This window comes from Streptococcus sp. 596553, from assembly GCF_900411395.1.
In the GTDB taxonomy this organism is placed as follows: Bacteria; Bacillota; Bacilli; order Lactobacillales; family Streptococcaceae; genus Streptococcus; species Streptococcus mitis_BA.
In genome coordinates this window covers 242,683-267,216 of the sequence record NZ_OXCQ01000001.1, presented here as the reverse complement: position 1 = coordinate 267,216, position 24,534 = coordinate 242,683, and the positions used below count along the sequence as shown (strand labels likewise).

At 40.8% G+C, this 24,534-nt stretch carries 23 protein-coding genes and 2 pseudogenes; 4 read left to right on the top strand and 21 right to left on the bottom strand.

Annotated elements, in window-relative coordinates:
• Window positions 1–152: 152 nt before the first annotated feature.
• The 12 genes and pseudogenes from rsmI to DSY56_RS01265 all read right to left on the bottom strand — a co-directional run bounded on the left by rsmI (window position 153) and on the right by DSY56_RS01265 (window position 11,737).
• Window positions 153–1,031, bottom strand: coding sequence for a 16S rRNA (cytidine(1402)-2'-O)-methyltransferase (gene rsmI / locus DSY56_RS01320; RefSeq protein ID WP_112443600.1), 879 nt, complete (start codon window positions 1,029–1,031; stop codon window positions 153–155).
• Between the two features lie 2 nt (window positions 1,032–1,033).
• The gene (gene yabA, locus DSY56_RS01315) at window positions 1,034–1,351 is read right to left on the bottom strand and encodes a DNA replication initiation control protein YabA (protein ID WP_000358227.1); all 318 of its coding nucleotides are present in this window, start codon (window positions 1,349–1,351) and stop codon (window positions 1,034–1,036) included.
• A gap of 39 nt (window positions 1,352–1,390) precedes the next feature.
• The gene (locus tag DSY56_RS01310) at window positions 1,391–2,281 is read right to left on the bottom strand and encodes a DNA polymerase III subunit delta' (protein ID WP_112443599.1); all 891 of its coding nucleotides are present in this window, start codon (window positions 2,279–2,281) and stop codon (window positions 1,391–1,393) included.
• Entirely contained in the window at window positions 2,278–2,916 is a 639-nt protein-coding gene (gene tmk, locus DSY56_RS01305; RefSeq protein WP_112443598.1) for a dTMP kinase, read from the bottom strand. Before tmk ends, DSY56_RS01310 begins: the two co-directional genes overlap by 4 nt.
• A 228-nt stretch (window positions 2,917–3,144) precedes the next feature.
• Window positions 3,145–3,942 (bottom strand): pyrroline-5-carboxylate reductase, encoded by a 798-nt coding sequence (gene proC, locus DSY56_RS01300; protein WP_112443597.1) that lies wholly within the window; start codon window positions 3,940–3,942, stop codon window positions 3,145–3,147.
• A gap of 3 nt (window positions 3,943–3,945) precedes the next feature.
• Entirely contained in the window at window positions 3,946–5,208 is a 1,263-nt protein-coding gene (locus tag DSY56_RS01295) for a glutamate-5-semialdehyde dehydrogenase (RefSeq protein WP_112443596.1), read from the bottom strand.
• 9 nt (window positions 5,209–5,217) lie between these two features.
• Window positions 5,218–6,327: a glutamate 5-kinase gene (gene proB, locus DSY56_RS01290; RefSeq protein ID WP_234990539.1), complete on the bottom strand. Its 1,110-nt coding sequence runs from the start codon at window positions 6,325–6,327 to the stop codon at window positions 5,218–5,220.
• 100 nt (window positions 6,328–6,427) lie between these two features.
• Window positions 6,428–8,311: a phosphorylcholine esterase CbpE gene (gene cbpE / locus DSY56_RS01285; protein WP_112443594.1), complete on the bottom strand. Its 1,884-nt coding sequence runs from the start codon at window positions 8,309–8,311 to the stop codon at window positions 6,428–6,430.
• A gap of 5 nt (window positions 8,312–8,316) precedes the next feature.
• A pseudogene (locus DSY56_RS01280) lies at window positions 8,317–9,384 on the bottom strand (MBL fold metallo-hydrolase); the annotation flags it as partial.
• 109 nt (window positions 9,385–9,493) lie between these two features.
• Window positions 9,494–10,381, bottom strand: coding sequence for an RluA family pseudouridine synthase (locus DSY56_RS01275; protein ID WP_112443593.1), 888 nt, complete (start codon window positions 10,379–10,381; stop codon window positions 9,494–9,496).
• Window positions 10,371–10,832 carry a signal peptidase II gene (gene lspA, locus DSY56_RS01270; protein WP_112443592.1) on the bottom strand — a complete coding sequence of 154 codons (462 nt, stop codon included), beginning with the start codon at window positions 10,830–10,832 and terminating at the stop codon, window positions 10,371–10,373. The genes DSY56_RS01275 and lspA overlap by 11 nt, the downstream gene beginning before the upstream one ends.
• Window positions 10,829–11,737 (bottom strand): LysR family transcriptional regulator, encoded by a 909-nt coding sequence (locus tag DSY56_RS01265; protein WP_112443591.1) that lies wholly within the window; start codon window positions 11,735–11,737, stop codon window positions 10,829–10,831. Before DSY56_RS01265 ends, lspA begins: the two co-directional genes overlap by 4 nt.
• Here DSY56_RS01265 and DSY56_RS12190 point away from each other — a divergent pair.
• Window positions 11,730–11,926 (top strand): annotated as a pseudogene (locus DSY56_RS12190) (AraC family transcriptional regulator). The gene DSY56_RS01265 and the pseudogene DSY56_RS12190 overlap by 8 nt on opposite strands.
• A gap of 51 nt (window positions 11,927–11,977) precedes the next feature.
• On the opposite strand, the gene DSY56_RS01255 reads toward DSY56_RS12190, so the two are convergent.
• Window positions 11,978–12,649 (bottom strand): CPBP family intramembrane glutamic endopeptidase, encoded by a 672-nt coding sequence (locus DSY56_RS01255; RefSeq protein ID WP_112443590.1) that lies wholly within the window; start codon window positions 12,647–12,649, stop codon window positions 11,978–11,980.
• Between the two features lie 218 nt (window positions 12,650–12,867).
• Here DSY56_RS01255 and DSY56_RS01250 point away from each other — a divergent pair, with 218 nt between their 5' ends.
• The 3 genes from DSY56_RS01250 (at window position 12,868) to DSY56_RS01240 (ending at window position 15,490) form a co-directional block, all read left to right on the top strand.
• Complete coding sequence (locus tag DSY56_RS01250) at window positions 12,868–13,677, top strand: Cof-type HAD-IIB family hydrolase (protein WP_112443589.1); 810 nt, start codon at window positions 12,868–12,870, stop codon at window positions 13,675–13,677.
• Between the two features lie 141 nt (window positions 13,678–13,818).
• The gene (locus tag DSY56_RS01245; protein WP_112443588.1) at window positions 13,819–14,727 is read left to right on the top strand and encodes an ABC transporter ATP-binding protein; all 909 of its coding nucleotides are present in this window, start codon (window positions 13,819–13,821) and stop codon (window positions 14,725–14,727) included.
• Between the two features lie 10 nt (window positions 14,728–14,737).
• The gene (locus DSY56_RS01240) at window positions 14,738–15,490 is read left to right on the top strand and encodes an ABC transporter permease (RefSeq protein ID WP_112443587.1); all 753 of its coding nucleotides are present in this window, start codon (window positions 14,738–14,740) and stop codon (window positions 15,488–15,490) included.
• Between the two features lie 38 nt (window positions 15,491–15,528).
• On the opposite strand, the gene DSY56_RS01235 is transcribed toward DSY56_RS01240, so the two are convergent.
• The 8 genes from DSY56_RS01235 to DSY56_RS01200 form a co-directional block, all read right to left on the bottom strand.
• Window positions 15,529–16,407 (bottom strand): sensor histidine kinase, encoded by an 879-nt coding sequence (locus DSY56_RS01235; protein WP_112443586.1) that lies wholly within the window; start codon window positions 16,405–16,407, stop codon window positions 15,529–15,531.
• Entirely contained in the window at window positions 16,404–17,105 is a 702-nt protein-coding gene (locus tag DSY56_RS01230; protein ID WP_112443585.1) for a response regulator transcription factor, read from the bottom strand. The genes DSY56_RS01235 and DSY56_RS01230 overlap by 4 nt, the downstream gene beginning before the upstream one ends.
• Window positions 17,106–17,295: 190 nt before the next feature.
• On the bottom strand, window positions 17,296–18,171 hold the full coding sequence (gene aguB, locus DSY56_RS01225; RefSeq protein ID WP_112443584.1) for an N-carbamoylputrescine amidase: 876 nt from the start codon (window positions 18,169–18,171) through the stop codon (window positions 17,296–17,298).
• 9 nt (window positions 18,172–18,180) lie between these two features.
• Window positions 18,181–19,266 carry an agmatine deiminase gene (gene aguA, locus DSY56_RS01220; RefSeq protein WP_112443583.1) on the bottom strand — a complete coding sequence of 362 codons (1,086 nt, stop codon included), beginning with the start codon at window positions 19,264–19,266 and terminating at the stop codon, window positions 18,181–18,183.
• Window positions 19,263–20,390, bottom strand: a complete 1,128-nt coding sequence (nspC, locus tag DSY56_RS01215; RefSeq protein WP_112443582.1) for a carboxynorspermidine decarboxylase — start codon at window positions 20,388–20,390, stop codon at window positions 19,263–19,265. Before nspC ends, aguA begins: the two co-directional genes overlap by 4 nt.
• Window positions 20,390–21,649: a saccharopine dehydrogenase family protein gene (locus DSY56_RS01210; RefSeq protein ID WP_112443581.1), complete on the bottom strand. Its 1,260-nt coding sequence runs from the start codon at window positions 21,647–21,649 to the stop codon at window positions 20,390–20,392. The genes nspC and DSY56_RS01210 overlap by 1 nt, the downstream gene beginning before the upstream one ends.
• On the bottom strand, window positions 21,646–22,506 hold the full coding sequence (speE, locus tag DSY56_RS01205; RefSeq protein ID WP_000366713.1) for a polyamine aminopropyltransferase: 861 nt from the start codon (window positions 22,504–22,506) through the stop codon (window positions 21,646–21,648). Before speE ends, DSY56_RS01210 begins: the two co-directional genes overlap by 4 nt.
• The gene (locus DSY56_RS01200; RefSeq protein WP_112443580.1) at window positions 22,507–23,967 is read right to left on the bottom strand and encodes an aminotransferase class I/II-fold pyridoxal phosphate-dependent enzyme; all 1,461 of its coding nucleotides are present in this window, start codon (window positions 23,965–23,967) and stop codon (window positions 22,507–22,509) included.
• Window positions 23,968–24,534: the final 567 nt, after the last annotated feature.

Here is a 24,534-nt window from a genome sequence, read left to right as displayed (position 1 = left end):
GTTCACATTGAAAAAGCCAATCAAACTTAAGAGTTTTCGAATTTCTTGGCTCAGGCTGAAAAAGTCCCCCAGACTTTTTCACTCCCACAAATCTTTCTAATTTTTTCTTCTACTAGTATAACAAAAAAAGGGAAGAAGGCAAACTTCCCTGTTTAGTCATTTTCTTGATTTTCTTCCCAATCGTGATAGGCAGCGTAGAGCTGGCTTTTATTCCACTGGTAAATCTTAGCGACTTCCTTGATAGCTTGATTTTTCTTCATGCCTTGCTGGATACGGGCTTGGATTTCTAAGAACAAGTCCTCCTCGTCTTTTTCCTCCACATCCTGACTGGCACCTTCAACGATGAGAAGGCATTCGCCCTTGAGTGACGTTTCAGCTATGCTTTTCAGCAATTCCGAAATGGTACCTCTTTGGTATTCTTCATAGATTTTGGTCAATTCTCTGACCAATACGACCGAGCGGTCACCATAGACTTCTAGCATATTTTCCAACGTATATGCCACACGATGGGGAGATTCATAGAAAATCTGAGTTTCAGGATAATCTTTTTTCGAGTCGAAAAATTGCTTTTGCTGGCCTGATTTTCTCGGTAAAAAGCCGTAAAAGATATGTGGCTGTGGCGCTAAACCACTGGCAATCAAAGCAGAAATTCCTGCAGAGGCACCCGGAACAGTCACAACCGCAATTTCTTCCTCAATGGCTGCCTTAACCAAATCATGACCAGGGTCTGAGATACTAGGCAGACCCGCATCGGATACTTGAGCAATACTTTTCCCTGCTTTCAGGAAACCAATCAAATCAGGAATCTTTTCCTTGGCATTGTGCTCATGAAAACTAATCTGCTTGGTAGAAATGTCAAAATGCTTGAGCAATAGACCTGTATTGCGCGTGTCCTCAGCAGCAATCCAGTCCACTTCTTTCAAGGTCTGAATAGCACGAAAGGTCATATCATCTAGATTGCCAATCGGCGTTGCCACTAGGTACAGCTTGCCATAGGGAGACTGCCCCTTAAAACTTTTTTGAATCTGCATGCCTACTCCCTGTACAACAACTCGTCACAGAACATACATTCCTCGTCCTGCTCTCGACGTTGTCCATAAAAATCATTACATACGTGAAATCCATCTTTATAAATTCGACGGACACTTTCACGAACATGCTTAGCCTTGACAGGAGCGTCTGCTTCCACCTCACCCAAGCGTTCGCGCAATTTACTATTTTCCAAACGAAGAGCTGTATTTTCCTCTACCAGGCTCTTGAGATTTTTCTTGATGGCTTCCACATCGGCCAAGGTTACCAATAACTGTTGGGAAAAATCATCCAGCGCGTCAAATAATTCTTTTTTGTCCATAAACCAGCCCTTTCCTTTCTTTATCAATCATTTTTAAGTTTATATTTCTTTCAAGACAAGATATTCTATGGCATTTTGAAAGCTGACATTAGCTTGCCACATTTTTCTAGCTTCTAGCAAATCTTGTAAAATCACTCTTACTCTTGCTTGTAGAATATCTTGTCCACAGAGAACTTCAAGAATCCGTAAAACCTGATCTTGTTTTTCCTTATCATCTGCCAAGCTAGCTAGTTTGGCAACTTGCAAATAACTTTCTTTTTTATTAGCTACTAACCAAGTCAGCAGGCGTTCACTTTCATCGACCAATGTCCAAAAACTTGCCTGATTAGCTAACTTTTCTGCTTCAGCTCGCGATTGACTAAACTGGGCTAAAAGAGTTGCTTTTTTCTTGACCAGACCTGCTTGTTCTAATTGATGGATGAGCTTTTCTTCTTGCTTTTTAAAGTGGAAAATCTGAGTCCGACTTCGGATTGTCGGCAAAATCTTTTCCTCATCGCTGGTCAAGAAGAAAATGTAAACCTCACTCTGGGGTTCTTCGATAACCTTGAGCAGAGAATTAGCTGCGTTGGGATGCATTTTCTCAGCTTGCTCGATAATAAAGACCTGTTGCTGACTTTCAATCCCTGCTTGAGAAAACTGTCCCACCAATTCTCGAATCCGTTCTGTCTTGATGACCTGATTGACTGGCTTAATCAAGGTAACATCTGGAAACTCTCCCTGTTCAATCAGCTTACAATTTCGGCATTTCTCACATGGTAAAACACCTACCTTATCCGTACAAAAGAGACTCTTAGCCAAAAAGTGCGCCATTTCCAAGCTTCCAAAGAAACCTGAAAAGAGGTAGGCATGATTGAGCTGGTCTTGTTCCAAAATACGGACAAAGCGGTCAAACTGGGCTGGTTGCCAAGCCTTTAGTTGATCTTGTTTCATTTAGCTAATCCCATTCTGTCAAACAAGACAGCCTTGGTAGTTTCCACAACCTGCTCCAAAGGGAGACTAGCATCAATCTTGACAATGCGATTTCCCTCTTTATCCAGAAGAGAAAGGTAACCGTGACGGACTTTTTTATGCAAGTCCAACCCTTCCAAGTCCAGACGATTGACCTCGCGATTGCTATTAGCAGCAATGCGAGCCAGTCCTTCTTCCACCTCAATATCAAAATAGAGTGTCAAATCGGGTTTAAGGCCATCTGTCGCAAACTGATTGAGCCAATCAATGGCGTCAATATCCAAGCCACGACCAAATCCCTGATAGGCAACGGAACTATCGATGAAGCGGTCCATAATGACCAACTTGCCATCTTCAAGTGCTGGAAGAACTTTTTCCACCAAGTGCTGTCTGCGACTGGCGATATAGAGAAGGAGTTCTGTCTTAGCATCCATCTGAGTATGACTTGGGTCCAAAATCACTTCCCTAATCTTCTCCCCAATCAAGACTCCGCCAGGTTCACGGGTCGTCAGCACCTCTACCCCTTTTTCCTCTAAAATTGGTAGCAGAGCCTCTAAAACACTGGTCTTTCCTGCTCCCTCTGGTCCCTCAAGAGAGACTAAAAATCCTTTTGACATGTCTAACTCATTTCTTTTTTACTACTTCTATTCTATCAAAAAAATAGGGGTTTGTGACAATCTTTTTGTCTTCTCATTTCATACTCAATGAAAATCAAAGAGCAAACTAGGAAGCTAGTCGCAGGTTGCTCAAAACACTGTTTTGGGGTTGCAGATAGAAGCTGACACAGTTTGAAGAGATTTTCGAAGAGTATCAACCACCATAAAAGAGGCAGACAAATCCACCTCTTATTTACCTAGTTCTTGTGTTCGTTTGTAGGCTTGACCAACTGCATCCATGACCGTTCCTCGAAAAGCATGCGCTTCTAGGCTTGCTACACCAGCGATAGTCGAACCGCCTGGGCTACAAACTTGGTCTTTCAAGACCCCAGGATGCTCTTGGGTTTCTAGGACCAATTGTCCAGCTCCTACCACAGTTTGAGCCGCCATTTTCAATGCCGTTTCTCTTGGCAATCCCGTCTGAACACCCGCATCTGCCAAGGCCTCAATAAAGAGATAGACAAAGGCTGGTCCACAACCTGCAAGACCTGTCGCTGCATCGATTAAGTCTTCCCCAAGTTCAACCAAGAGACCAGCCTTGGCTAAAAGCTGACAAGAGAGCTCACTGTCCTCAACCCTGCAATTAGGAGACAAGGCATAACTAATCACTCCTTGTCCGATAGAAGCAGGGGTATTTGGCATCATACGAATAATTCGGTGTTGACTTGGGATAAGACTTGCTAGTTTTTCTAAAGTCAATCCAGCTGCCATGGAGATCAAAAGAAGGCTCTCTCGTTTTTCAAGAATGGTCTGGTATTGAGAAAGCAGTTCAGAAAACTGAGCAGGCTTCACTCCTAGAAAAATCACATCTGCTTCTGCGAATATTTCTTCGTTGCTTGAAGCCTGACCACCAAAGTTGGCGATGAAAGCATCCACCTTGGCTTGACTACGATTGGCAAGAAGAAGGTCATCGCCCGTCTTAGCCTGCAAGACAGCCTTGGCCAAGCTAGCCCCCATATTCCCCAAACCGATAAATCCAATCTTCATCTCTTACTCCCTTATCTGCCCATCACCAGTAACAACATACTTGTAGCTGGTCAACTCTTTTAATCCCATTGGACCACGCGCATGCAGTTTCTGAGTAGAAATTCCCATTTCACAACCCAGACCAAATTGGCCACCATCTGTGAAACGAGTTGAGGCATTGACATAAACTGCTGCAGAGTCCACTTGATCTGTAAAGTATGCTGCAGCTTCAGCACTTTCCGTCACAATGGCATCCGAATGATGAGTACTGTGTGCTTCAATATGCTCGACAGCTTCCTCAAGACTAGAAACTACTTTAACAGCTAGGACATAATCTAAAAACTCGGTGTCAAAGTCTTGTGCTTCAGCTGCGTGACCTGAAACAAACTGGCTTGCTCTGCTATCAAGTCGGAATTGAATTGGTTCCAACCCATCTTCTTTTCGATTCTCAACCAGCACTTGCTCCAAGCGAGGAAGGAAGCTTGCTGCCTTATCTTCATGAACAAGTAAAACCTCCATGGCATTGCAGACAGAAGGACGACTGGTTTTGGCATTGTTGATGATAGACAGTGCCTTGTCGTCATCTGCGTCCTTATCGACATAAACATGGACAATCCCAGTCCCCGTCTCAATAACAGGTACGATAGCATTCTCAACCACGGCATTGATCAAGCCAGCCCCTCCACGAGGAATGAGAAGGTCTAGATAGCCCTTGGCCTTCATCATGGCATAGCTGCTTTCTCGGCTGGTATCTTCCACCAGTTGAATCACATCCGGGTGAATAGTAGTCGTTTCCAAGCCCTTCTTCAAGGCTGTGACAATGGCATGGGCTGTTTGATAGGCGTCCTTACCACTACGAAGAACAACTGCATTTCCACTTTTAAGAGCCAAAGCAGCCGCATCAGACGTCACATTTGGACGGCTTTCATAGATAATACCGATGACACCCATAGCCACACGTTTTTTGGTGATAACCAAACCATTTTCAAGATGATTGGTTTCTAAAACTTCACCGATTGGATCTGGTAAAGCAACCACTTCACGAATTCCTCTTGCCATCGCTTCTATACGTCCTGCATCCAAATAAAGACGATCCAACATCACATCTGAGATTTTCCCCTTAGCCGCTGCCATATCGAGGGCATTAGCCGCTAAAATCTCCTCTGTAGCAGCCACTAAGTGGTCAGCCATGGCTAGCAAGGCTTGGTTTTTTACCTCTTCACTAGCCGTGTTGATTGATTTTTTAACAGCCTGTACCTGTTCAAATTGTTCTTGTGTACTTACCATAGTTTACCTCTAAAATTCTGTAAAGAGTAGTTGGATTTCAGGAGTAATGGAAATCCAGTCATCACGGTGAATCAAGACACCCTTGGCTTTTTGAGAACGCAACATATCCTCCAAAGCAGATGCACCAAATTGCACACGCCCTTTTCCAAGTGATTTTCCACTTTCCTTGTCAAATACTGTCACAATATCGCCGTAAGAAAAGGCGCCTTCTGCTTCAACGATACCAGATAAGAGAAGACTCTTTCCATGTTGAGAGAGAGCTTCTGCAGCCCCTTTATCTACCCAAATAGAACCTTGACTCTGAGCATAAAAGGCCAGCCATTGTTTCTGGGTACGAAGTCCCTTCTCTTGCGCAACAAAGTAGGAACCATCCTGGGTCTCCTCAGCCGCCTCAATCATGGCATCTGACTTCAAGGAAGAGCAGATATAAACAGGAACTCCTGATTCCGTCGCGATAGTTGCAGCTTTGATTTTGGTCAACATGCCACCTGTCCCATTAGACGAACCGGCTCCACCGGCCATATCAATAATCTCACGATTGATGGTCTCGATTCGCTCCAAGCGTTTGGCTCTTGGGTCTGAATTAGGATTTCCAGTATAAAGACCGTCTACGTCTGTCAAGAGAACCAAAAGGTCTGCTTGGACCATGGCTGCTACCTGAGCACTTAGAGTATCATTGTCCCCAACCTTGAGCTCATCAATAACGACACTGTCATTCTCATTGATGATAGGAATAGCTCCACGGCTAAGTAGAACTGACAAAGCCTGATGGGCATTTTTATAACGGCGCTTATCCACAAAATCATCCTGGGTCAGCAAGATTTGTGCAGAAACAATTTGGCGCAAGAGAAGATTGGTCGTGTATTCTTCCAACAAAAGGCCTTGCCCTACCGCTGCTGAAGCCTGTTTATCAGCAATCTTAGTCGGACGCTTTTTAAATCCTAAGGCCTCAAAACCTGCAGCAATGGCACCCGACGACACCAAAATCAATTCATGACCAGCCTCGTGCAACATTGCCAACTGCTGAGTAATAGCCTTTACCTTACTACGTGATAAACTTCCATCTTCATTCGTCAGAGAAGAAGTACCCACCTTAAAGACAATCCGTTTGTATTTCATAGTCTCACTCCGATTCTTCATATTTATCCATTATAACATGAATGGCAGGAAATAGAAAAGAGTTGATAGAAAAAAGAAGGCCCTAAAACCTTCTTTTTTACTACTGTTCTGATTCCGATTTGATTGCACTCGTTTCAGAGCTTTGTGAAGTTGAAGAAGTCAAATCTTGACTAGTTGAAGAACTTGTAATACTTTCGTGTTGACTCGTTTCTTTATTTTCAAGATCTTTTTTCACTACTTCTTTCGATTCTTTTATTTCTGAGTTACTTGTATCTCTAGTTGTAGCAGATTTCTCTACCGGAACATCCACTAACCAGGCACCACTTGAATCAACAGTATAGCCTTCTGGTGTCTTACCATTCACAAGTAATTGACCATTTTCTTTCAAGAAGTACCATTTATCCTTGTCTTTGATCCAACCCACAGCTCGTGAACCATCTTCCTTGTAGAAATACCAATCATTTGCCTTTTTAAGCCAACCTTGCTTCATAGCTCCTGAATCTTCTAGATAGTAATGATGACCAGCAACTTCTATCTCGCCTGTCTTCATGATACCAGTAGAATCCATATAGTACCAGGTTTCTTTATCTTTTACCCAACCCGTTTTCATTTCTCCTGATTGAGCAAAGTAATACCATTGCCCCTTATATTGAAGCCAACCTGTCTTCATAGAGCCATCGTTTGATAAATAATAGGACTGACCTCCAGTATTTACCCAACCAATTTCCATCTGATTTTCTTTGTTGAAATAATACCAGATTCCATCAATTTTCTTCCAATTTTTAGAAGAAGCACCAGAGTCTGTCAAATAGAACCAATGATTGTTCCATTTTTTCCATTGATTCTGTAACAAGATACCCGCTTGGTTAAAGTAATACCATTCACCTTCGATTTCATTCCAACCGACAGCATACTCTCCTGTAGAATCAGGTGCTTGATACCACCAATTCCCATACGCACTCTTATGCCAGCCAGCTTGAAAACTTGGAATCGGCTTGTAGGAAGTTGAAATATTGACAAAACCGTCTTGTCGAATATCAAAAACTGTTGCATCATAGTCTTTGCTGGCTGCGTTGATTCTCTCAATTCCTCGTTCTTTGAGCCAATTAACATACTCACTATCAACACTATTTTTCCAAGGTAAACTATCCGAAGTTTGAACAATCAAACTCGGACTCAAATTTTTAATGAATTCCTTGGTATTTGATTTGTTGGTATCATGGTGATGATTAAACTTCATCAAATCAACTTTTCCAATGAGAGGACCATACTTGTCTTCTGCTCCATGAACATTATCTAAGTCGCCCCCAAGGTAAATTTTCTTACCATTGACTTTTACCACGCTAATCAAGGAATTAGAATTGTCATCCCAAATTTTCTTTAATTCACCTGATGAATCAGTTTCATTTTCATAGTTATAGAGTTGAATATCCATGTCTCCAAACTGAAAATGAGCATCCCCTTGTGTGATATTTTGAATAACTGAAACACCTTTTTCAGCGGCAGTCTGTAAAACCTTATCATAGCCATACAGATTATCCCATAGACGTTCAGAATTAGTAATACGATTATCACTATATTTTTTAAGATAGACTCGGTCAACTGGGTAGGTAGACAGTAATTCATCAACATTTCCAATATGATCACTGTGGGTATGGGTCACTAAAATAAAATCAAGTTTTTGGACACCCAATTCCTTCAAACGACGAAAGACACGGTCTGTCAGAACATGCTTATAAGACGTTTCAATTCCTTCTCTCCATGGGTAACGAGAATCACTTCCATCTGGGAAATCATAATCTTCTCCTGTATCCACCATGGCAAAATGTCCATTACTTTCAAGAATGATTGCATCACTGCCACCTTCTTGAACATTGATAAAGTGGATTTTATTTCCTGAACTTTCTTGAGCTTGAACATTTCCATACCATGACAAACCTAAAAAAGCGCCTGCAAGTGCTAAACTAGTTAATTTCTTTTTCATTATTGCTCTATTAGAATTCCTTTTTGATTAAAATAATATCTTTTTCCATCAATTTCGTTCCAACCGATAGAATAATTTCCTGTAGAATCTGGTGCTTGGTACCACCAATCGCCATTAGATTTCTGATGCCATCCCGAAACAAACGATGGTATTTTTTTATATTGTTTACTTATATCAACTATGCCATTTTGTCTAATATCAAAAACAGTTGCATCATATTCTGTACTAGCTGCATTTATTCGCTTTATCCCTAAACTATCTAACCATGCTATATATTCAGGGTTGTCTACAATAGGACTATCATAAAAACCTGGAACAGCATCACTTGTCTGCACTATGATTTCTGGAGATAGATTTAATATAAAGTTTTTTGTATTTGATTTTTCGGTATCCTTATGATGATTAAACTTCATCAAATCAACTTTTCCAATAAGAGGACCATACTTGTCTTCTGCTCCATGAACATTATCTAAGTCGCCCCCAAGGTAAATTTTCTTGCCATTGACTTTGACTACACTAATCAAGGAATTGGAATTATCGTCCCAAACAGGTTTAAGATTTCCATTCTCATCATATTCATTTTCATAATTATAGAGCTGAATATCCATGTCTCCCATTGTAAAACGGGATTCTTCATTTGAAATATCTTGAATCAATTTCACCCCATTACGATTTGCAGCTTTAATCGCATTATCATATCCGTAGAGATTATCCCACAAACGATTTTTATCAGTTATACGACTATCATCATATCTTTTCATATAAATACGATCAACAGGGTATTTATCTAATATTTCATCCATATTTCCAATATGGTCACTGTGGGTATGGGTTACCAAAATAAAATCAAGTTTTCGGGCACCCAATTCCTTCAAATGACGGAATACTCTATCGGTCATTACATGCTTATAAGAAGTACCGATTCCTGGTCTCAAAGGATATTTAGGATTACTACCATCAGGAAAATCATAATCTTCTCCTACATCAATCATGGCAAAATGACCATTACTTTCCAAAATAATAGCATCACTTCCTGCAGTCAGTACATTAACAAAATGTATTTTATTACTGGAAAAGCCAAAATATTTTTCTAGCGTTAACCCGTTATATATATATATATATATATTATGATTAAGATTGCAGTTACCATAATTATACCGGACTTCTTTTTACACTTCATTCTTACTTCCTCAATCTCTCCAATGTTTCCTTAAAAATATCTGGGATATCTGCTGTAAATTCCATGGTCTCACCTGTTCTCGGATGAGTAAATCCTAGCGTCTTGGCATGGAGAAATTGGCCATGTCCTTTTAAAGTCTTACGAGGACCATAGACTTCATCACCAGCGACTGGATGACCAATATAAGCCATGTGAACACGGATTTGATGGGTACGCCCTGTCTCCAGCTGCAACTCCACCAAGCTGTAATCACCAAAGCGTTCCAAAACGTGGAAACGAGTCACTGCAGGCTTCCCTTTAGCCGTCACAGCCTGTTTCTTACGGTCTTTTTCACTACGGCCAATCGGAGCTTCAATCACACCACGATCATTAGGCAGATTTCCATGAACAATCGCCCAATATTTGCGAAGAGACTTTTTATCCTTGAGTTCTTGAGCAAGTCCTAGATGCGCCTCATCATTTTTAGCAATCATAAGAAGGCCTGACGTATCCTTATCAATACGGTGAACGATTCCCGGACGCAGAACCCCATTGATACCCGACAAGTCCTTAATATGATACATGAGGGCATTTACTAGGGTCCCACTGGTATGACCAGCACTCGGATGCACAACCATCCCCTGAGGTTTGTTAACGACAGATACATCCTCATCTTGGTAGACTATTTCTAGCGGAATATCCTCAGCCACATACTCTAATACCTCTGGTTCTGGCACATGGTAAGTGACGACATCGCCCTCTTGGACTGTGTATTTAGCTTTCTTGACTTGGCCATTGACCAAGACCTGCCCTGATTTAATTTGTTCATTCGCAAGACTGCGTGATAATTCTGTCAAATCCGACAAAGCCTTATCTAAACGCAGGCCGCTAGTTTCAATTTTAATTTCCATTTATTTCCTCTTTTAGCATTGCAATCAATAAAATAATCACTCCAACAGTCAGATAGCTATCTGCCACATTGAAAATTGCAAAATTGATAAAGTCCACATGAAACATATCCACAACAAAGCCCTGACTAATTCTGTCAATAAAGTTTCCAAGACCACCTGCAATAATCAAGGTCAAACCCAAGACCATCCAGAGTGAGTCCTCCATGTGTTTATGTAGATACCAGATGGCACCTACCATAACGACAAGTGTAATGATAGCAAATAAGAACTGCTGATCTTGTAGAATAGAAAAGGCAGCACCTCTATTTTGCAGGTAGGTCAAGCTAACGAAATTGGGAATCCAAGAGCGCACTTCACCTAGGGGAATCTGCTGGACGATATAGGATTTAATCAACTGATCCAGCGCAATCAAAAGCAGTACAATAACTGCCACTATTCCTCTTTTTTTCATGATTTCCTCTTCTGATTAAAATATTCTTGCATGACTTCTACGAAAAGAGTTCCAGCTTGACTAAGCTCCACTTCTTCACGTTTAACATAGACCATGCGATTATCTAGGTTATCCTTGAGACGAATAACTGTGATGCCATTCACACTGTCACTATCTAAAAAACCAGAACCTGTTGCATAAGCGTCCGTCCGCTCCAAAATACCATTCAAGGTAGCACGGTCTGTCACATTAAACATCTGTGAGCTCGCACTGGTATCAACAAAGTTCTCTGAATAATAAAGGTACTCGTCTTTCTCTTGAGTGAAACGAACCGTTGGTAGATCTGCTAAATCCTCCATGACCAATTCTTCTTTCTGAGCCAAAGGATGCCCCTCACGGAGATAAATATGGGTATAAAAGGGAATCAATTCAATGACCTCAAGACCTAGCTTTTCAACCCGCTGCATAATCCCCTTTTTATTTTGATTGTTGAGGTAGATAATCCCAATCTCACTATGCCCTTGAGCTACTTCATCTAAGATTTGAACAGTAGTTGATTCAAAAATACGGAAGTTCTTATAATCAGGATAGCGCTCTGAAAAGGCTGTAATAGTTGGTGGCAAGAAGTCATAGTGCTGACTGGCAATGGAAAATTCATCCTTTTCTTCCTCAGGATTGGCATACTGATTTTGAAAAATATCAAATCCTTTAACTAATTCTTGCGCTTTTTCATAGAATTCCATACCACGACGGGTCAAGAAAGTCCCTGAACTGGTCCGACGGAAAATCTTAAAGCCCAACTCTTTTTCCAAATCACGAACAGAAATAGACAGACTCGGCTGGCTGACATACATCTTTTCAGCAGCTTCACGGAAAGTACCGCTATTCGCGATGGCAACAACATAGCGTAATTGTTGAATATTCATCTTCTACCCCCAACTTCTTTATCTTTTCATTATACCATATTTTAGAAGTTTTCCAAAAAGGAAAAAAGAACATCCTATTCTTCTTAACTATCTTCACTATCTGCCTTTCTCAAGCTAATCTTATTTTCAAAATCAATTCAAAAAATAACTGGATACACACTACTCCAATATCGAAAAGAAAAACGTTGATTATTTGTGAAAAAAGAAAATGCCGGAAAGTTCCGACATTGTTTTAGTAAGCTAACTTCCTGAAAATAGGAGTAACCACACATTCCAGAAAGCAGTGATATTTATGAGAATATGAACTAGTATTGGATAGTAGAGATTTTTTGTCATGCGATACAATAGAGCCAAAATAAGCCCTCCGCTAGCATAAATGAAAAAAGCAAGAGGAGTTAAAGCGAAATTGATATGAATATAACCGAAAATAATAGCAGAAAGCAAGACATCTCCGTACCAAGGTGAGTTTTTGAAAAAGGTTGTCATAAGCACACCGCGATAAATCAATTCCTCAGCAATAGGGCCGATGAAGCAAGCTATGAGCAAGAAATAGGGTAATTCCTGTCTCCCCATCATTTCTATCGTTTCATTCAAAGAGATTTGATTTGAAGTCGAGGGTATGAAATAAGACAAGAAGAAGTCCGACATATACGACATGATGTAGGCCAGTAAAAGGTAGATAAAGTACCTCAGCTGCCACTTGAAATGAAAAGTCTTCTTTCCTGCAAAAACTAGTAGATAGATGACTGCTGACAAAAGAACACCACTTTCCAGCAAAAGTAGAATCTGAAAAAACTCACGACTTGCTGGTAGATAAGGCTTTGCGAGATGATTGAAAAGCCTCCAAAACCAAGTTGAGTTGTAAAAAATTAAGGACAATGCTAGTAAAATCTGAATAATCCGTTTTTTCATATTAAATCCTCTGTTTTCCTTGACTAGACTATTGAATATAATGGTTTGCTTAACTGTATAACAAGTTTAGTATAGCATATCTTTGCAAAATATCCTCTCCAAATCATGAATTGTTATCAAAACATCCTAAACTGTAAAATCAATTAGTCCCAAGCTTTCTATCAATTTCTTCTCCAAAATATGCTATAATAATACCAAAAGATAAAGAAGGAAGTCTTATGATTAAACTACTAGCCTTGGATATGGACGGAACCCTCCTCAATGAAGCCAAGGAAATTCCACAAGCTCACATCACTGCTATTCACCAAGCTATTGAAAAAGGTGTCAAACTGGTTCTCTGTACGGGTCGCCCGCTTTTTGGTGTCCTTCCCTACTATCAAAAACTGGATCTTGACCTTCAGAATGAGTATGTGATTGTTAACAACGGTTGTTCAACTCACCAGACAAGTGACTGGGGATTAGTTGACTGGCAAGAACTTAGTCCAGCAGACATCGAATACCTCTATGACCTAGCTGAAAAAAGTGATGTTCAGTTGACTCTTTTTGATGAGGAGCATTATTTTGTCCTCGGTGGTAAGCCTAATGAAATCATTCAAAATGATGCTAAACTAGTCTTTTCAGACCTGACTGAAATTTCTCTTGAGGAAGCGACTAGTGGTAAGTACCGGATGTTCCAAGGGATGTTTTTGGGTACAGAGAGTCAAACAGACGATTTTGAAGAGCGTTTTGCTACAGAACTCTGTCAACGATTTAGTGGAGTTCGTTCGCAGCCTGTCATTTATGAAGCTATGCCACTTGGTACGACAAAGGCTACTGCTCTTTCTCGACTAGCAGATATTTTGAAGATTGAGCCGTCAGAAATTATGGCCATGGGCGATGCTAATAACGATATCGAAATGCTCCAGTTTGCAGGCCTTGGTATTGCTATGGGAAATGCCAGCGATTATGTCAAATCTCTTGCGGATGCCGTTACAGCCAGCAATGAAGAAGACGGTGTTGCGCGTGCCATTGAGAAATATATTTTATAATTAAGAAGCCCAGTTCGTGTCAACTGGGTTTTGATATTTAAGAATTCCTAAAACTTTAGAAACTCTTTAGAAATGCTTGAGCTTTCTTTGATTTCTATGCTTTATACTAAAATTATCAAAATAAATCAAAAGGAGAGAATCATGAAAACAGTACTTGACATTCATGGATTGTCCAAAAACTTTGACAAACAAGCTATTCTTCAGGATCTTCATCTAACGATAAGAGAAGGAGATATTTATGGACTTATCGGAAAGAACGGAGCTGGGAAAACCACCTTGATAAAAATCATTACGCAACTACTGTTTGCGGATAAAGGGACTGTTTCCCTCTTCTCTAGCCAAACGGAAAATGAGTGGACCAAGGCCCTATCTCGAGTAGGTTCTGTTATCGAATCACCTGTAGCTCATAATCACTTAACAGCCTATCAAAATCTGAAATATTACTGTATGATTCGTCATATTCCAAATGCTGATCAAGTCATTCGAGAAACGCTGGACTATGTAGGTTTGTCAGATACAGGTAAGAAAGTCTTTCGTGATTTCTCGCTAGGAATGAAACAAAGACTTGGTATCGCCATTGCCCTTCTATCCAAACCAGACTTCCTAATCTTAGATGAACCTATCAATGGTCTCGACCCAATCGGTATCAAAGAGTTTCGTCTGATGATTCAACGGCTCAATCAAGAAAAAGGGATCACCATTCTCATCTCTAGCCATATCTTGTCAGAACTCTATCTCCTAGCCAATCGTTTTGGTATTTTAGATCAAGGCAAGATTATCCGTGAAATCAGTAAAGCTGAATTTGAAACACTAAGTGAGGATTATATTGTCCTTAAGACAGCTGATCAAGAGAAAGCTTGTCAAGTATTGAAAGAACAAATCCAGCTCCAGTTTAAGGTTGTTAATTCTGAAAACGAAATTCACATCTTTGGTCAGGAACAAGATGTCAAACAGATTCTTAAGCAATTAACCTTGGCAGATGTTGCCATTGACGAGATTTACTATGCCCGTCAAAACCTAGAAGAATACTTTACTCAATTGGTCCAATAGGAGGAAAATCATGATACATACCATTCAAGCAGACTTTTACCGTCTTTTCCGATCCAAAGGTTTTTGGATTACAGAGGTCATTCTCTTTGTACTCATGTTAATGGGGGCTATTTTTGGAGCTACTGGTCATCTGATGGCAATCAATACAGAAGAACCAGAAATTCCAACCCATGGTTGGGACGGTGTACAGGCACTTATTAACGCATCTAGTCAAGGTTCAAACCTCGTTTTTCTCTGTATCGTCCTAGCCTGCCTCGTTCTTGGAGTTGATTTAATCGGCAAACTCTATAAAAATAATTTAACAGTGGGTGTTTCTCGCGCCGAGTTTTTCCTTGCCAAAGCCTTTGTATTGACTTGTATTGCACTTTTGCAACTCATCATCGGTCTCGTGATTGCCTTTATTCCAGCAACTATCTTAAATGGATTTGGAACTATGCCTGATGGCTTTATTGGCAATCTACTGATAACCATTTCCCTTCAATTCCTTTGCCTCCTTGCTTGGCTTTCCATTGTTTCCTTCATCCTCTATGTTAGTCATTCTTATCTTGCAGTATTTATTGGATATTTGGTCAGCTCTATCTTACTTTCTATGCCAGTGCTCATCTTCCCAAGTATCAAAATTTTGCCATATTTATCATTGCAGTTTTTCTATGCTATGACTGCTAATAGTGAATCCATTTTCTATACACTTATAGTTACCTTAGCTGTTATTGTAATCTTTAATCTAAGTGGACTGACAGTTTTCAAAAAGAAAAGTCTATAAAAAAATGACCTCCTCTAGCTACAGAGGAGGTTTATTCGTTAAAAGTAAATGAAAACCGACAACCATTGCCCATCTGTGCCTAGTTTCATCTCTGCACCGAGAAGATGGCATAATTCCTCAGTGATATAAAGTCCTAAACCAGAGGATTCTTCAGTGTCTGATAGATTTTCAGAATAAAAACGGTTGCTGAGATTTTCTATTTTTTTAATGGGCTGTTTGACAAGATTTGCAATCTCTAAGACAAGTTGTTCCTTTTCCTTTTTCAAAGATAGACGCGCTTCTTCCTTGCCATGCTTGAGGACATTTCCAAGCAGATTTTGTAAAATTCGATCCAGCAACTCTTCATCAGTCCTCATTTTCAGACCAACTTCGACCTTAAAATCAAGCGTGATATTTGCCACTTGAAAAACATCATAATAAGCCAGAGTTTTTTTGGTGATAAAAGCTGAAAGATCCACTTCTTCCAGTTTCGGTTTGACAGCTCCTTCCATCAAACGACGATATTCTAGAAGAGCCTCCAAACGTTTGGAAACTAAATCAAGATGCTGGGCTATTTTTTGTAAGGTTTCTGATTTGTCTTCAGGATTTTTTATCAATTGTTGGGTGTAGCCTGACGCGATAGTCAGAGGGGTCCGAATATCATGGGCGATATTGCTGATGGCCATATCCAGAGTCTGCTTTTCCCTTTTCATCACCAACCGAGATTGTTCTACTTCCTGAAATAAATTCTCAATCTGCTGGTAGAGATGTAAAAAATGTTTGGAAAAAATGCTGACTCCGACTCTTTTCATACTACCCGTGAGAATCTTGTCTTCAATCTGTTGACTCAGGTTTTTAAGTGCTAGATGGTAGCGAATCAATGCAATCGATAAAATAATTAAGAGTACCAGTAGGATAAAGATTATCATGTAGGTCATTGCTTGTCTCCTTTTAATCTTACCCCAACTCCCCAAATGGTTTCAATATATTCTTGATTTGGGTCAAGCTGGTTTAATTTTTTACGAAGATTACTCAAATGCGTATTGAGGGTATTATCTCCAGGTAGGTAGCTATCCTCCCAGACCAATTCATAAAGTTCTTCCTTGGTGAAAATTTTCTTAGGATGTTTGAGGAGAGTTTGGAGAATCAAGCATTCTTTCTTGGCAAGGCGAATCGTTTCCTGGTTATTTTTGATTTCAAAACTTTCTGCATCAAACTGGATATTTTTCAAGTTTTGTGGCAGATTTTCAGTTTTTACAATTTCCACAGGCTGTTTTTCTGCACTTTGGCGTAGTTGAACAGTAACTCTAGCAAAGACTTCGTCCAAATCAAAAGGTTTCACTATGTAATCATTGGCACCGTCTAAAAGGTATTGGCTGATAAGTTTTTTATCGCTCAAAGCCGTTAGCATAATGACTGGAATTTGACTTTGTTCCCTGATAGCTTTTAAAACCTGATCACCATTTTTCCCAGGAAGCATGATATCTAGCAAAACGAGTTCAATCCCACCTTGGTCAAAACGCATGATGCCTTCAGTTCCTGAAAAGGCTTGAATCACTTCATGCTCCTCAGTAAGAAGTGTTCGCAAAATCTCTTGAATGTCACTATTGTCTTCAATAACCAATATCCTAGCCATAAATACCAACCTTTCTGCAACTATTATAGCATGTTTTATTGATAAAGCTTAAACAGAAAAGCTCCTCGCATCAAAGCGCGAGAAAGCCTTGTAGTGTTAAATTATGAAATCCACTTGCTAGACAACATAGTATCTTATAGTTGTAAATAAGAAGTTAGTCTAGCAGAATGAATTTGCTATTTTTCCCACACTAATCTGTGATGCGTTGATACATTTCGGGTCTTCTATCACGAAAGAGTCCCCAGTTTAGGCGTTCGCTTGCTCCCTTGTCAAGGTCATAAGTTGCTAAAAGAACAGCTTCTCCTTGTATTTCAGCTCGCTCGATAATAGCTCCTGTTTCATCCGTCATAAAGGATGAACCGTAGAAGTCAAGGCTAGAACTCTGCCCACCATTTTCTTCACTAGGAGTGACTTCTTCCAAACCATAACGATTGGCTGCAATAACTGGAACAATATTCGCTGCTGCGTGTCCTTGCATGGTACGTTGCCAGTGACCACAACTATCTGTATCCAAAATCGGCTCTGAACCGATGGCTGTAGGATAAAAGAGCAATTCAGCACCATTCAATGCAAGACAGCGCGCTGTTTCAGGGAACCATTGATCCCAACAGATACCGATCCCAATCTTGGCATAGCGAGTATCCCAGACCTTGAAACCTGTATTACCAGGTGTGAAATAAAATTTTTCTTGATAATAATGGTCGTCTGGTATGTGGGTTTTCCGATAAACGCCCAGCACTTCCCCATCTGCATCAATAACGGCAATAGAGTTATACAAGACATTACCATCTTTTTCATAGAAACTGATTGGTAAAACGACCTTTAGCTCCTTGGCAATGGTTTTAAAATGCTGAATAGCTGTATTGTCTGTCACCGACTGGGCATACTGGTAGTAGTCATACTGACGTTCCTGACAGAAATAGGGACGTTCAAACAATTCGGGTAAAAGAATAATTTGTGCGCCTTGTTCTGCAGCCTGACGTACTAAACGCTCTGCGGTTTGGATATTTGTTGACACATCCTTAGCGCATTGCATCTGAATGGCTGCAACTCTTACATTTCTCATCTTTTTCTCCTATTCTGGGATTTGTTGGGTGATACAGTGGATATTGCCACCACCTAAAAGAATATCTCTCGCTGGAGTTCCGACAACTTTACGGTCTGGGAAACATTTACTGAGGATATCTAGGGCCACTTGGTCGTTTTTATCCTGAAACTGTGGCACTAAAACAGACTTGTTGGCAATATAGAAATTGACATAGGAAGCAGCAAGCCTTTCACCTGCGTATCGTTCTTCTTCACCTTCTTCGTAGGAATAACCAGGAAGATCTTCTTCTGTCACAACTTGTCGAACTGCAGGGATAGGTAATTTATGAATAGTAAAGTGACGACCTTTTGCATCTGTTTCCTTTTCTAAAAGCGCTAAATCAGCTGTTGACATGGCATATTGAGGATCACTTTCGTCGTCTGTCCAAGCCAAAACAAGCTCAGCAGGACCAACGAAGGCAGCAACATTGTCAACGTGTTCATTGGTTTCATCCTGATAAATACCATAAGGAAGCCAGATAACTTTTTCAGCTCCAAGGCACTCTAATAAGGTATTTTCGATTTCTTCCTTACTAAGATGAGGATTGCGACCAAGACTGAGAAGGCAACTTTCAGTCACGAGAATGGTTCCTTGACCATCGCTGTGTATCGCTCCGCCTTCAAGGACAAAAGGTTTGGCATCGTAAACAGGCATTTCCAAGGCCTCAGCAAAACGACTAGCTACTTGGTCATCATCTTCATAATCTTGATAAAGACCATCAACAGCACCACCCCAAGCATTGAAAGACCAATCCACGGCTAATTTCTGGCCTTTATCATTGACAAGAATAGTCGGACCTGTATCACGCGCCCAGGCATCATTGGTGGGAATGTCTAAATAAACAACGCTATCTCCAAGGTAGTCTTGGGCTTCAGATAGATAATCCTGCTCCACCAAAAGATAGACTCTTTCCCCTTGAGCAATAGTTTTGATAATCTGGCTAAATGCTGCTTTAGCAGCTTTTCCTTGAAAAGGCCACGATCCTGGTCGAGTCGGCCATATCATGAGGGTACCATGATGGGGTTCGTACTCTGCTGGCATACGATAGCCTAATTTTTTTGGACTGTCCATCATGATAATCTCCCTTTAAAGTCTTGATATCCGAAAGCTTTAACTAAGCTGCAGTCACCCTGATCGTCCATGAGATAAAGACTGGGCAACCCAATACCGTTGAAGGTATTGTTTTTGACAAAGGAATAAATGGCCATATCTTCAAAATAAAGTCTGTCTCCGATTTGGACTGGATTTTCAAAGCTATAATCACCAATCACATCGCCCGTCAGACAAGTATTGGAAGAAAGTCTATATGTATGGGCTTTTTCCTGTGCCTCAAAGCCATTTCTCAAAGGTGGACGATAGGGCATCTCAAGTACATCAGGCATATGGCAGGTCGCAGAGGCATCTAAAACCAAGATTTCCATACCGTTTTCTACAATATCTAATACTTCAGTTGCTAGATAACCTGCATTGAGTGCAATGGCTTCACCCGGCTCGATATAGACTTCAAGATTGTAAGTTTCTCGGATACGCTTGATTTCTGAAATCAGCAAAGTTATATCGTAGTCTTCCCTCGTGATGTGGTGTCCTCCCCCCATATTGAGCCATTTAACTTGATGCAAATAAGAACCAAACTGCTCTTCTACTGCTTTCAAAGTTGTCTCTAAATCATCTGCTCCCTGCTCGCAAAGGGTGTGAAAATGAAGACCGTCTACCAATTCCAGCAAATCACTCGGTATCTTGTCTGAAGTTACTCCAAAACGGGAGCCAGGGGCGCAAGGGTCATAGAGCGCGTGGTCACCCTGTGTTGAACACTGAGGGTTAAGTCGCAAACCCACGCTTACACCAGCATCTCGACAACGCGGACCATGTTTACGCAACTGTCTTTCTGAGTTAAAGACGATATGGTCTGTTATCTCAAGTAATTCCTCCAAGTCTGCATCCTTGAAAGCAGGTGCAAAGACATGGACTTCACCAGGAAATTCTTCCCTTGCCAATTTGGCCTCATAGAGTCCACTAGCTGTCGTACCAGATAGATACTGGCTAATCAAGGGATAGGTTTTGTAAAGGGAATATGCCTTCTGGGCAAGCAAAACCTTGCAACCAGCTTCTTCTTGAACTCGTTGAAGAATCCGGCAATTGTCTTCTAGCTTGGCCAAGTCAATGACATAGGCTGGTGTGGGTACTTGTTCTAGCTTCATCAGTCCACCATTTGCGGATTTTCAACCACAACCCAAGGTAAGCCATACTCATTCAGAGCTTCCATAAATGGATCTGGATCCAACTCTTCAAGGTTGTAAACTCCAGGTTGTTTCCAAGTTCCGTTCATAACTAATTTCGTCCCAATCATGGCTGGAACGCCAGTTGTGTAAGAAATAGCTTGTGAACCAACTTCTGCGTAACATTCCTGATGGTCGCAAACATTGTAGATGTAGATGGTCTTTTCAATACCATCTTTAACACCTGTAAAGATACAGCCGATATTGGTTTTACCTACAGTACGTGGTCCAAGGCTGGCTGGATCTGGGAGCAAAGCTTTTAAGAATTGGATTGGAACGATTTCTTGTCCATTGAAGTTAATGGTATCTGTACGAAGGAGTCCAACGTTTTCCAAGCATTTCATGTGCGTCAAGTAAGATTGACCAAAGGTCATAAAGAAGCGAATGCGTTTGACACCTGGAATGTTCTTGGCCAATGATTCAATTTCTTCGTGGTGAAGGAGATACATGTCTTTTTGTCCAACCTGAGGGAAATCGTACTCACGCTTGATAGACATGGCTTCAACTTCGACCCATTTTCCATCTTCCCAATAAGAACCCGGTGCAGAAACCTCGCGTAGATTGATTTCTGGATTAAAATTGGTCGCAAACGGATAACCGTGGTCACCACCATTACAGTCTAAAATGTCGATATAGTGGATTTCATCAAAATAGTGTTTGAGAGCATAAGCCGAGAAAACACTGGTCACACCTGGGTCAAAACCAGAACCAAGAAGAGCGGTCAAGCCAGCTTCTTTGAATTTCTCCTGATAAGCCCATTGCCATGAGTAGTCAAAGTAGGCAGTAAAACCAAGTTCCTTACAACGTTTCTCATAAATAGCACGCCATTCAGGGTCTTCTGTGTCTTCTGCTTCGTAGTTGGCTGTATCGATATAGTGAACACCTGTTGCCAAACAAGCGTCCATAATGGTTAAATCTTGATATGGTAAAGCTACGTTCAAAACAGCTTCCGGTTTGTAGCTTTCAATCAGGGCAATCACTTCTTCTACCTTGTCAGCATCAAGAGCAGCTGTCTCAATCTTTGTACTTGTTTTGCCTTCCAGTTTAGCTTTCAAGTCATCACATTTTGACTTAGTACGGCTAGCAATCATAATTTCTGTAAAGGTTTCGCTATCTTGGCAAATCTTTGAAATAGCAACTTGGGCAACGCCCCCACATCCAATAACTAGTAAACGACTCATTTTTTTCCTTCCTCTTCTTCTAAAATGTCCTCAACATACTTGGGCAACATAAAGGCCCCTACATGTAAGTTTGCAGTGTAGTATTCTGTGAAAAGCTGGCGTTTTTTCCAGCCTTCCTTGTCAAAATCTTTGACAGGGTGGTATTTTTTAGATGCAAATCCAAACAACCAATAGCCAGCAGGGCTAGTTGGGATATGGGCCTGATAGACCCGACTGATTGGAAAGGCTTGATTGACCTTGCGGTGCATGCTTCGACAAGCTGACTCATCTTCGTCAAAGAAAGGACTCCCATGCTGGTAAATCATGATACCGTCTTCTTTCAAGGCTCTGTAACTGTTACCGTAAAATTCCTTGGTAAAGAGCCCTTCCGTATGGCCAAATGGATCTGTCGCATCGTTGATGATAATATCATAGTCATCTTCACAGTTTCGCAAAAAGCGTAGCCCATTTTGGTAGTAAATGGTAACACGAGGATCATCTAGCCCTGCAGCAAAGTCTGGGAAATACTCACGACAGACTTCAACCAACATCTCATCTGGTTCCACAATATCGATTTGTTCAAGCTCAGGATAGAGAGTTAATACTTGGGCAACACCGCCGTCGCCACCCCCAATAACCAAGACTTTCTTTGGATTGGGATGCACAGCCATGGGAACGTGGACGGTCATTTCATTGTAGACAAAATCATCCGCATCTGAGAACAAAACATGCCCATTTAAAATCAAAATCTTTCCAAAAGCTGGGGTATCCAAGACTTCGATATCCTGCCATTCACTTTTACCAGCGTAGAGTTGCTTGGCTGTTCTCAGGGACAATTTGACATCTGGAGTATGAACTTCAGAAAACCATAAATCCATCTAGATCTCCTTTCTCTTAATGACGTTGATGTGATTGACCTCAGGATCTTCCGTCCCTTGGAGGGAGCAACCACGTTCCTTGGCAAATTGGATATAGTCGACAATTTCTCGTGTAATGCGTTCTCCAGGAGCCAAGATAGGAATTCCTGGAGGATAGCACATGACAAATTCTCCACAGATCTGTCTAACAGATTCATCCAAGGTCAAACTTTTTCTCTCTGAATAGAAGGCTTCCTGAGGAGATAACACCAACTCGGGCTGGATATATTCTCCAGCTATCAAGTCCTTCCCATCTCGTGAATAGAGTCTCTTGATATCAGCCAAAGCACCGACTAAGCGCTCGATGTCTTGGATGCGGTCACCAATCGAAATATAGGCCAAGATATTGCCAATATCACCAAACTCAATCTGAATGTCGTATTCGTCTCGCAAGAGGTCGTAAACCTCGATACCTGTTAAACCAATACCTTGAGTGTAAACTGACAGCTTGGTCACATCAAAATCACATACCGACACACCATCTATTAACTCTTTTGAATAGGCATAGTAGCCACCAATGGCATTGATTTCACGACGAGCATACTCTGATAGCTCGATGACCTTCTCAAAAGACTCTTTACCACGAAGGGCTAGATTACGACGTGAAATATCCAAACTAGCCATCAGCAAATAAGAGGCAGATGTTGACTGGGTCAGATTGATTATCTGACGAACGTACTCAGGATTCATCTGCTCTCCGATTAAAAGAAGCGAACTCTGTGTCAAACTCCCACCAGACTTATGCATGGAAATTGCTGCCATATCAGCACCTGCGTCCATAGCAGATAGAGGTAATTTATATGTAAAATGCAAATGCGCTCCGTGGGCCTCATCTACTAAAACCATCATGCCAGCTTCATGAGCCATTTCTGTCAATCCCCTTAGGTCTGAACAGATGCCGTAGTAAGTGGGATTGTTAATCAAAATGGCCTTGGCATCTGGATGGTCCTTTATGGCCTGGGCTACTCGGTCATTTTCAAGACCTAAAGCGATACCAATCTTAGGGTCTACACTCATCTCTATATAGATGGGAATGGCACCACATAGAACCAGCGCATTGATGGCAGATTTATGGACATTTCTTGGCAGAATAATCTTATCTCCTGCCTTGCAGGTTGACAAAATCATAGTCTGCACCGATGAGGTTGTTCCCCCTATCATTAGAAAAGCATGGCTAGCTCCAAAAGCATCTGCAGCTAGCTCCTCTGCATCACGAATAATCGAAATAGGATGGCCTAAATTATCCAAGGGTTTCATCGAATTGACATCAATGCCAACACATTTTTCACCTAAGAGTTCGACAAGTTCTGGATTTCCTCGTCCGCGTTTGTGACCTGGTACATCAAAGGGAACAATCCTTTTCTTGCGTAACTTCACCAAGGCCTCATAAATTGGGGCTTGATTTTGATCTAACTCTTTCAAGACATACTCCTTTAAATATTTTTAGGACCTTATGAAAACTAAGGAACTAAAGGTTGACTCATGAAAAAAGAGCAGGTTTTCACCTGCTCTGCAATCTTCTGACGTGTTTATTTTGGTTTCTGTTGAGTATGTCTGTTCCCGATGTTTCCTAACTCTCTAGTAGCAAATATTACGTACTTTATTGATCGTTTCACAAGATGACGTGTGCTTTCACCACACTAAAAATTTATGAATTAGGACAAGTGTCCTAACATCAACTTATAAAAGTAGGCTTTTAACCCTATCAATAATGTGGTTTTTCAACCACGCTTCGGCATTCAACCCTGCCTGTCCGTAGGCATTTTTTACTCGGGTTTATATTTGCTAGAAAACATCATCTCATTTTCTAAGCTTTATTACTATATCATGTTTCCAAGAACTTGTAAAGCCTTTTACGAAAAAAATATAAAAAAGTTCGTAAAATATTTGGATTTTATTTGATTTAATACTAATTATTCTCTTGCAAACGATTATAAAGTGAACAAAATGTTTATCGTATTTAATTTAAAATTTTTTATGCTATTCTAT

Coding starts and splice junctions, on each gene's coding strand:
- rsmI (WP_112443600.1), bottom strand. CDS start 1,031: ATGCAGATTCAAAAAAGTTTTAAGGGGCAGTCTCCCTATGGCAAGCTG.
- nspC (WP_112443582.1), bottom strand. CDS start 20,390: ATGAAGCTAGAACAAGTACCCACACCAGCCTATGTCATTGACTTGGCC.
- DSY56_RS01265 (WP_112443591.1), bottom strand. CDS start 11,737: ATGAATATTCAACAATTACGCTATGTTGTTGCCATCGCGAATAGCGGT.
- yabA (WP_000358227.1), bottom strand. CDS start 1,351: ATGGACAAAAAAGAATTATTTGACGCGCTGGATGATTTTTCCCAACAG.
- speE (WP_000366713.1), bottom strand. CDS start 22,506: ATGGATTTATGGTTTTCTGAAGTTCATACTCCAGATGTCAAATTGTCC.
- aguA (WP_112443583.1), bottom strand. CDS start 19,266: ATGATGGACAGTCCAAAAAAATTAGGCTATCGTATGCCAGCAGAGTAC.
- tmk (WP_112443598.1), bottom strand. CDS start 2,916: ATGTCAAAAGGATTTTTAGTCTCTCTTGAGGGACCAGAGGGAGCAGGA.
- DSY56_RS01230 (WP_112443585.1), bottom strand. CDS start 17,105: ATGGCTAGGATATTGGTTATTGAAGACAATAGTGACATTCAAGAGATT.
- proB (WP_234990539.1), bottom strand. CDS start 6,327: ATGAAATACAAACGGATTGTCTTTAAGGTGGGTACTTCTTCTCTGACG.
- DSY56_RS01235 (WP_112443586.1), bottom strand. CDS start 16,407: ATGACCTACATGATAATCTTTATCCTACTGGTACTCTTAATTATTTTA.
- DSY56_RS01275 (WP_112443593.1), bottom strand. CDS start 10,381: ATGGAAATTAAAATTGAAACTAGCGGCCTGCGTTTAGATAAGGCTTTG.
- lspA (WP_112443592.1), bottom strand. CDS start 10,832: ATGAAAAAAAGAGGAATAGTGGCAGTTATTGTACTGCTTTTGATTGCG.
- DSY56_RS01250 (WP_112443589.1), top strand. CDS start 12,868: ATGATTAAACTACTAGCCTTGGATATGGACGGAACCCTCCTCAATGAA.
- DSY56_RS01295 (WP_112443596.1), bottom strand. CDS start 5,208: ATGGTAAGTACACAAGAACAATTTGAACAGGTACAGGCTGTTAAAAAA.
- DSY56_RS01210 (WP_112443581.1), bottom strand. CDS start 21,649: ATGAGTCGTTTACTAGTTATTGGATGTGGGGGCGTTGCCCAAGTTGCT.
- DSY56_RS01240 (WP_112443587.1), top strand. CDS start 14,738: ATGATACATACCATTCAAGCAGACTTTTACCGTCTTTTCCGATCCAAA.
- DSY56_RS01245 (WP_112443588.1), top strand. CDS start 13,819: ATGAAAACAGTACTTGACATTCATGGATTGTCCAAAAACTTTGACAAA.
- DSY56_RS01310 (WP_112443599.1), bottom strand. CDS start 2,281: ATGAAACAAGATCAACTAAAGGCTTGGCAACCAGCCCAGTTTGACCGC.
- proC (WP_112443597.1), bottom strand. CDS start 3,942: ATGAAGATTGGATTTATCGGTTTGGGGAATATGGGGGCTAGCTTGGCC.
- cbpE (WP_112443594.1), bottom strand. CDS start 8,311: ATGAAAAAGAAATTAACTAGTTTAGCACTTGCAGGCGCTTTTTTAGGT.
- aguB (WP_112443584.1), bottom strand. CDS start 18,171: ATGAGAAATGTAAGAGTTGCAGCCATTCAGATGCAATGCGCTAAGGAT.
- DSY56_RS01255 (WP_112443590.1), bottom strand. CDS start 12,649: ATGAAAAAACGGATTATTCAGATTTTACTAGCATTGTCCTTAATTTTT.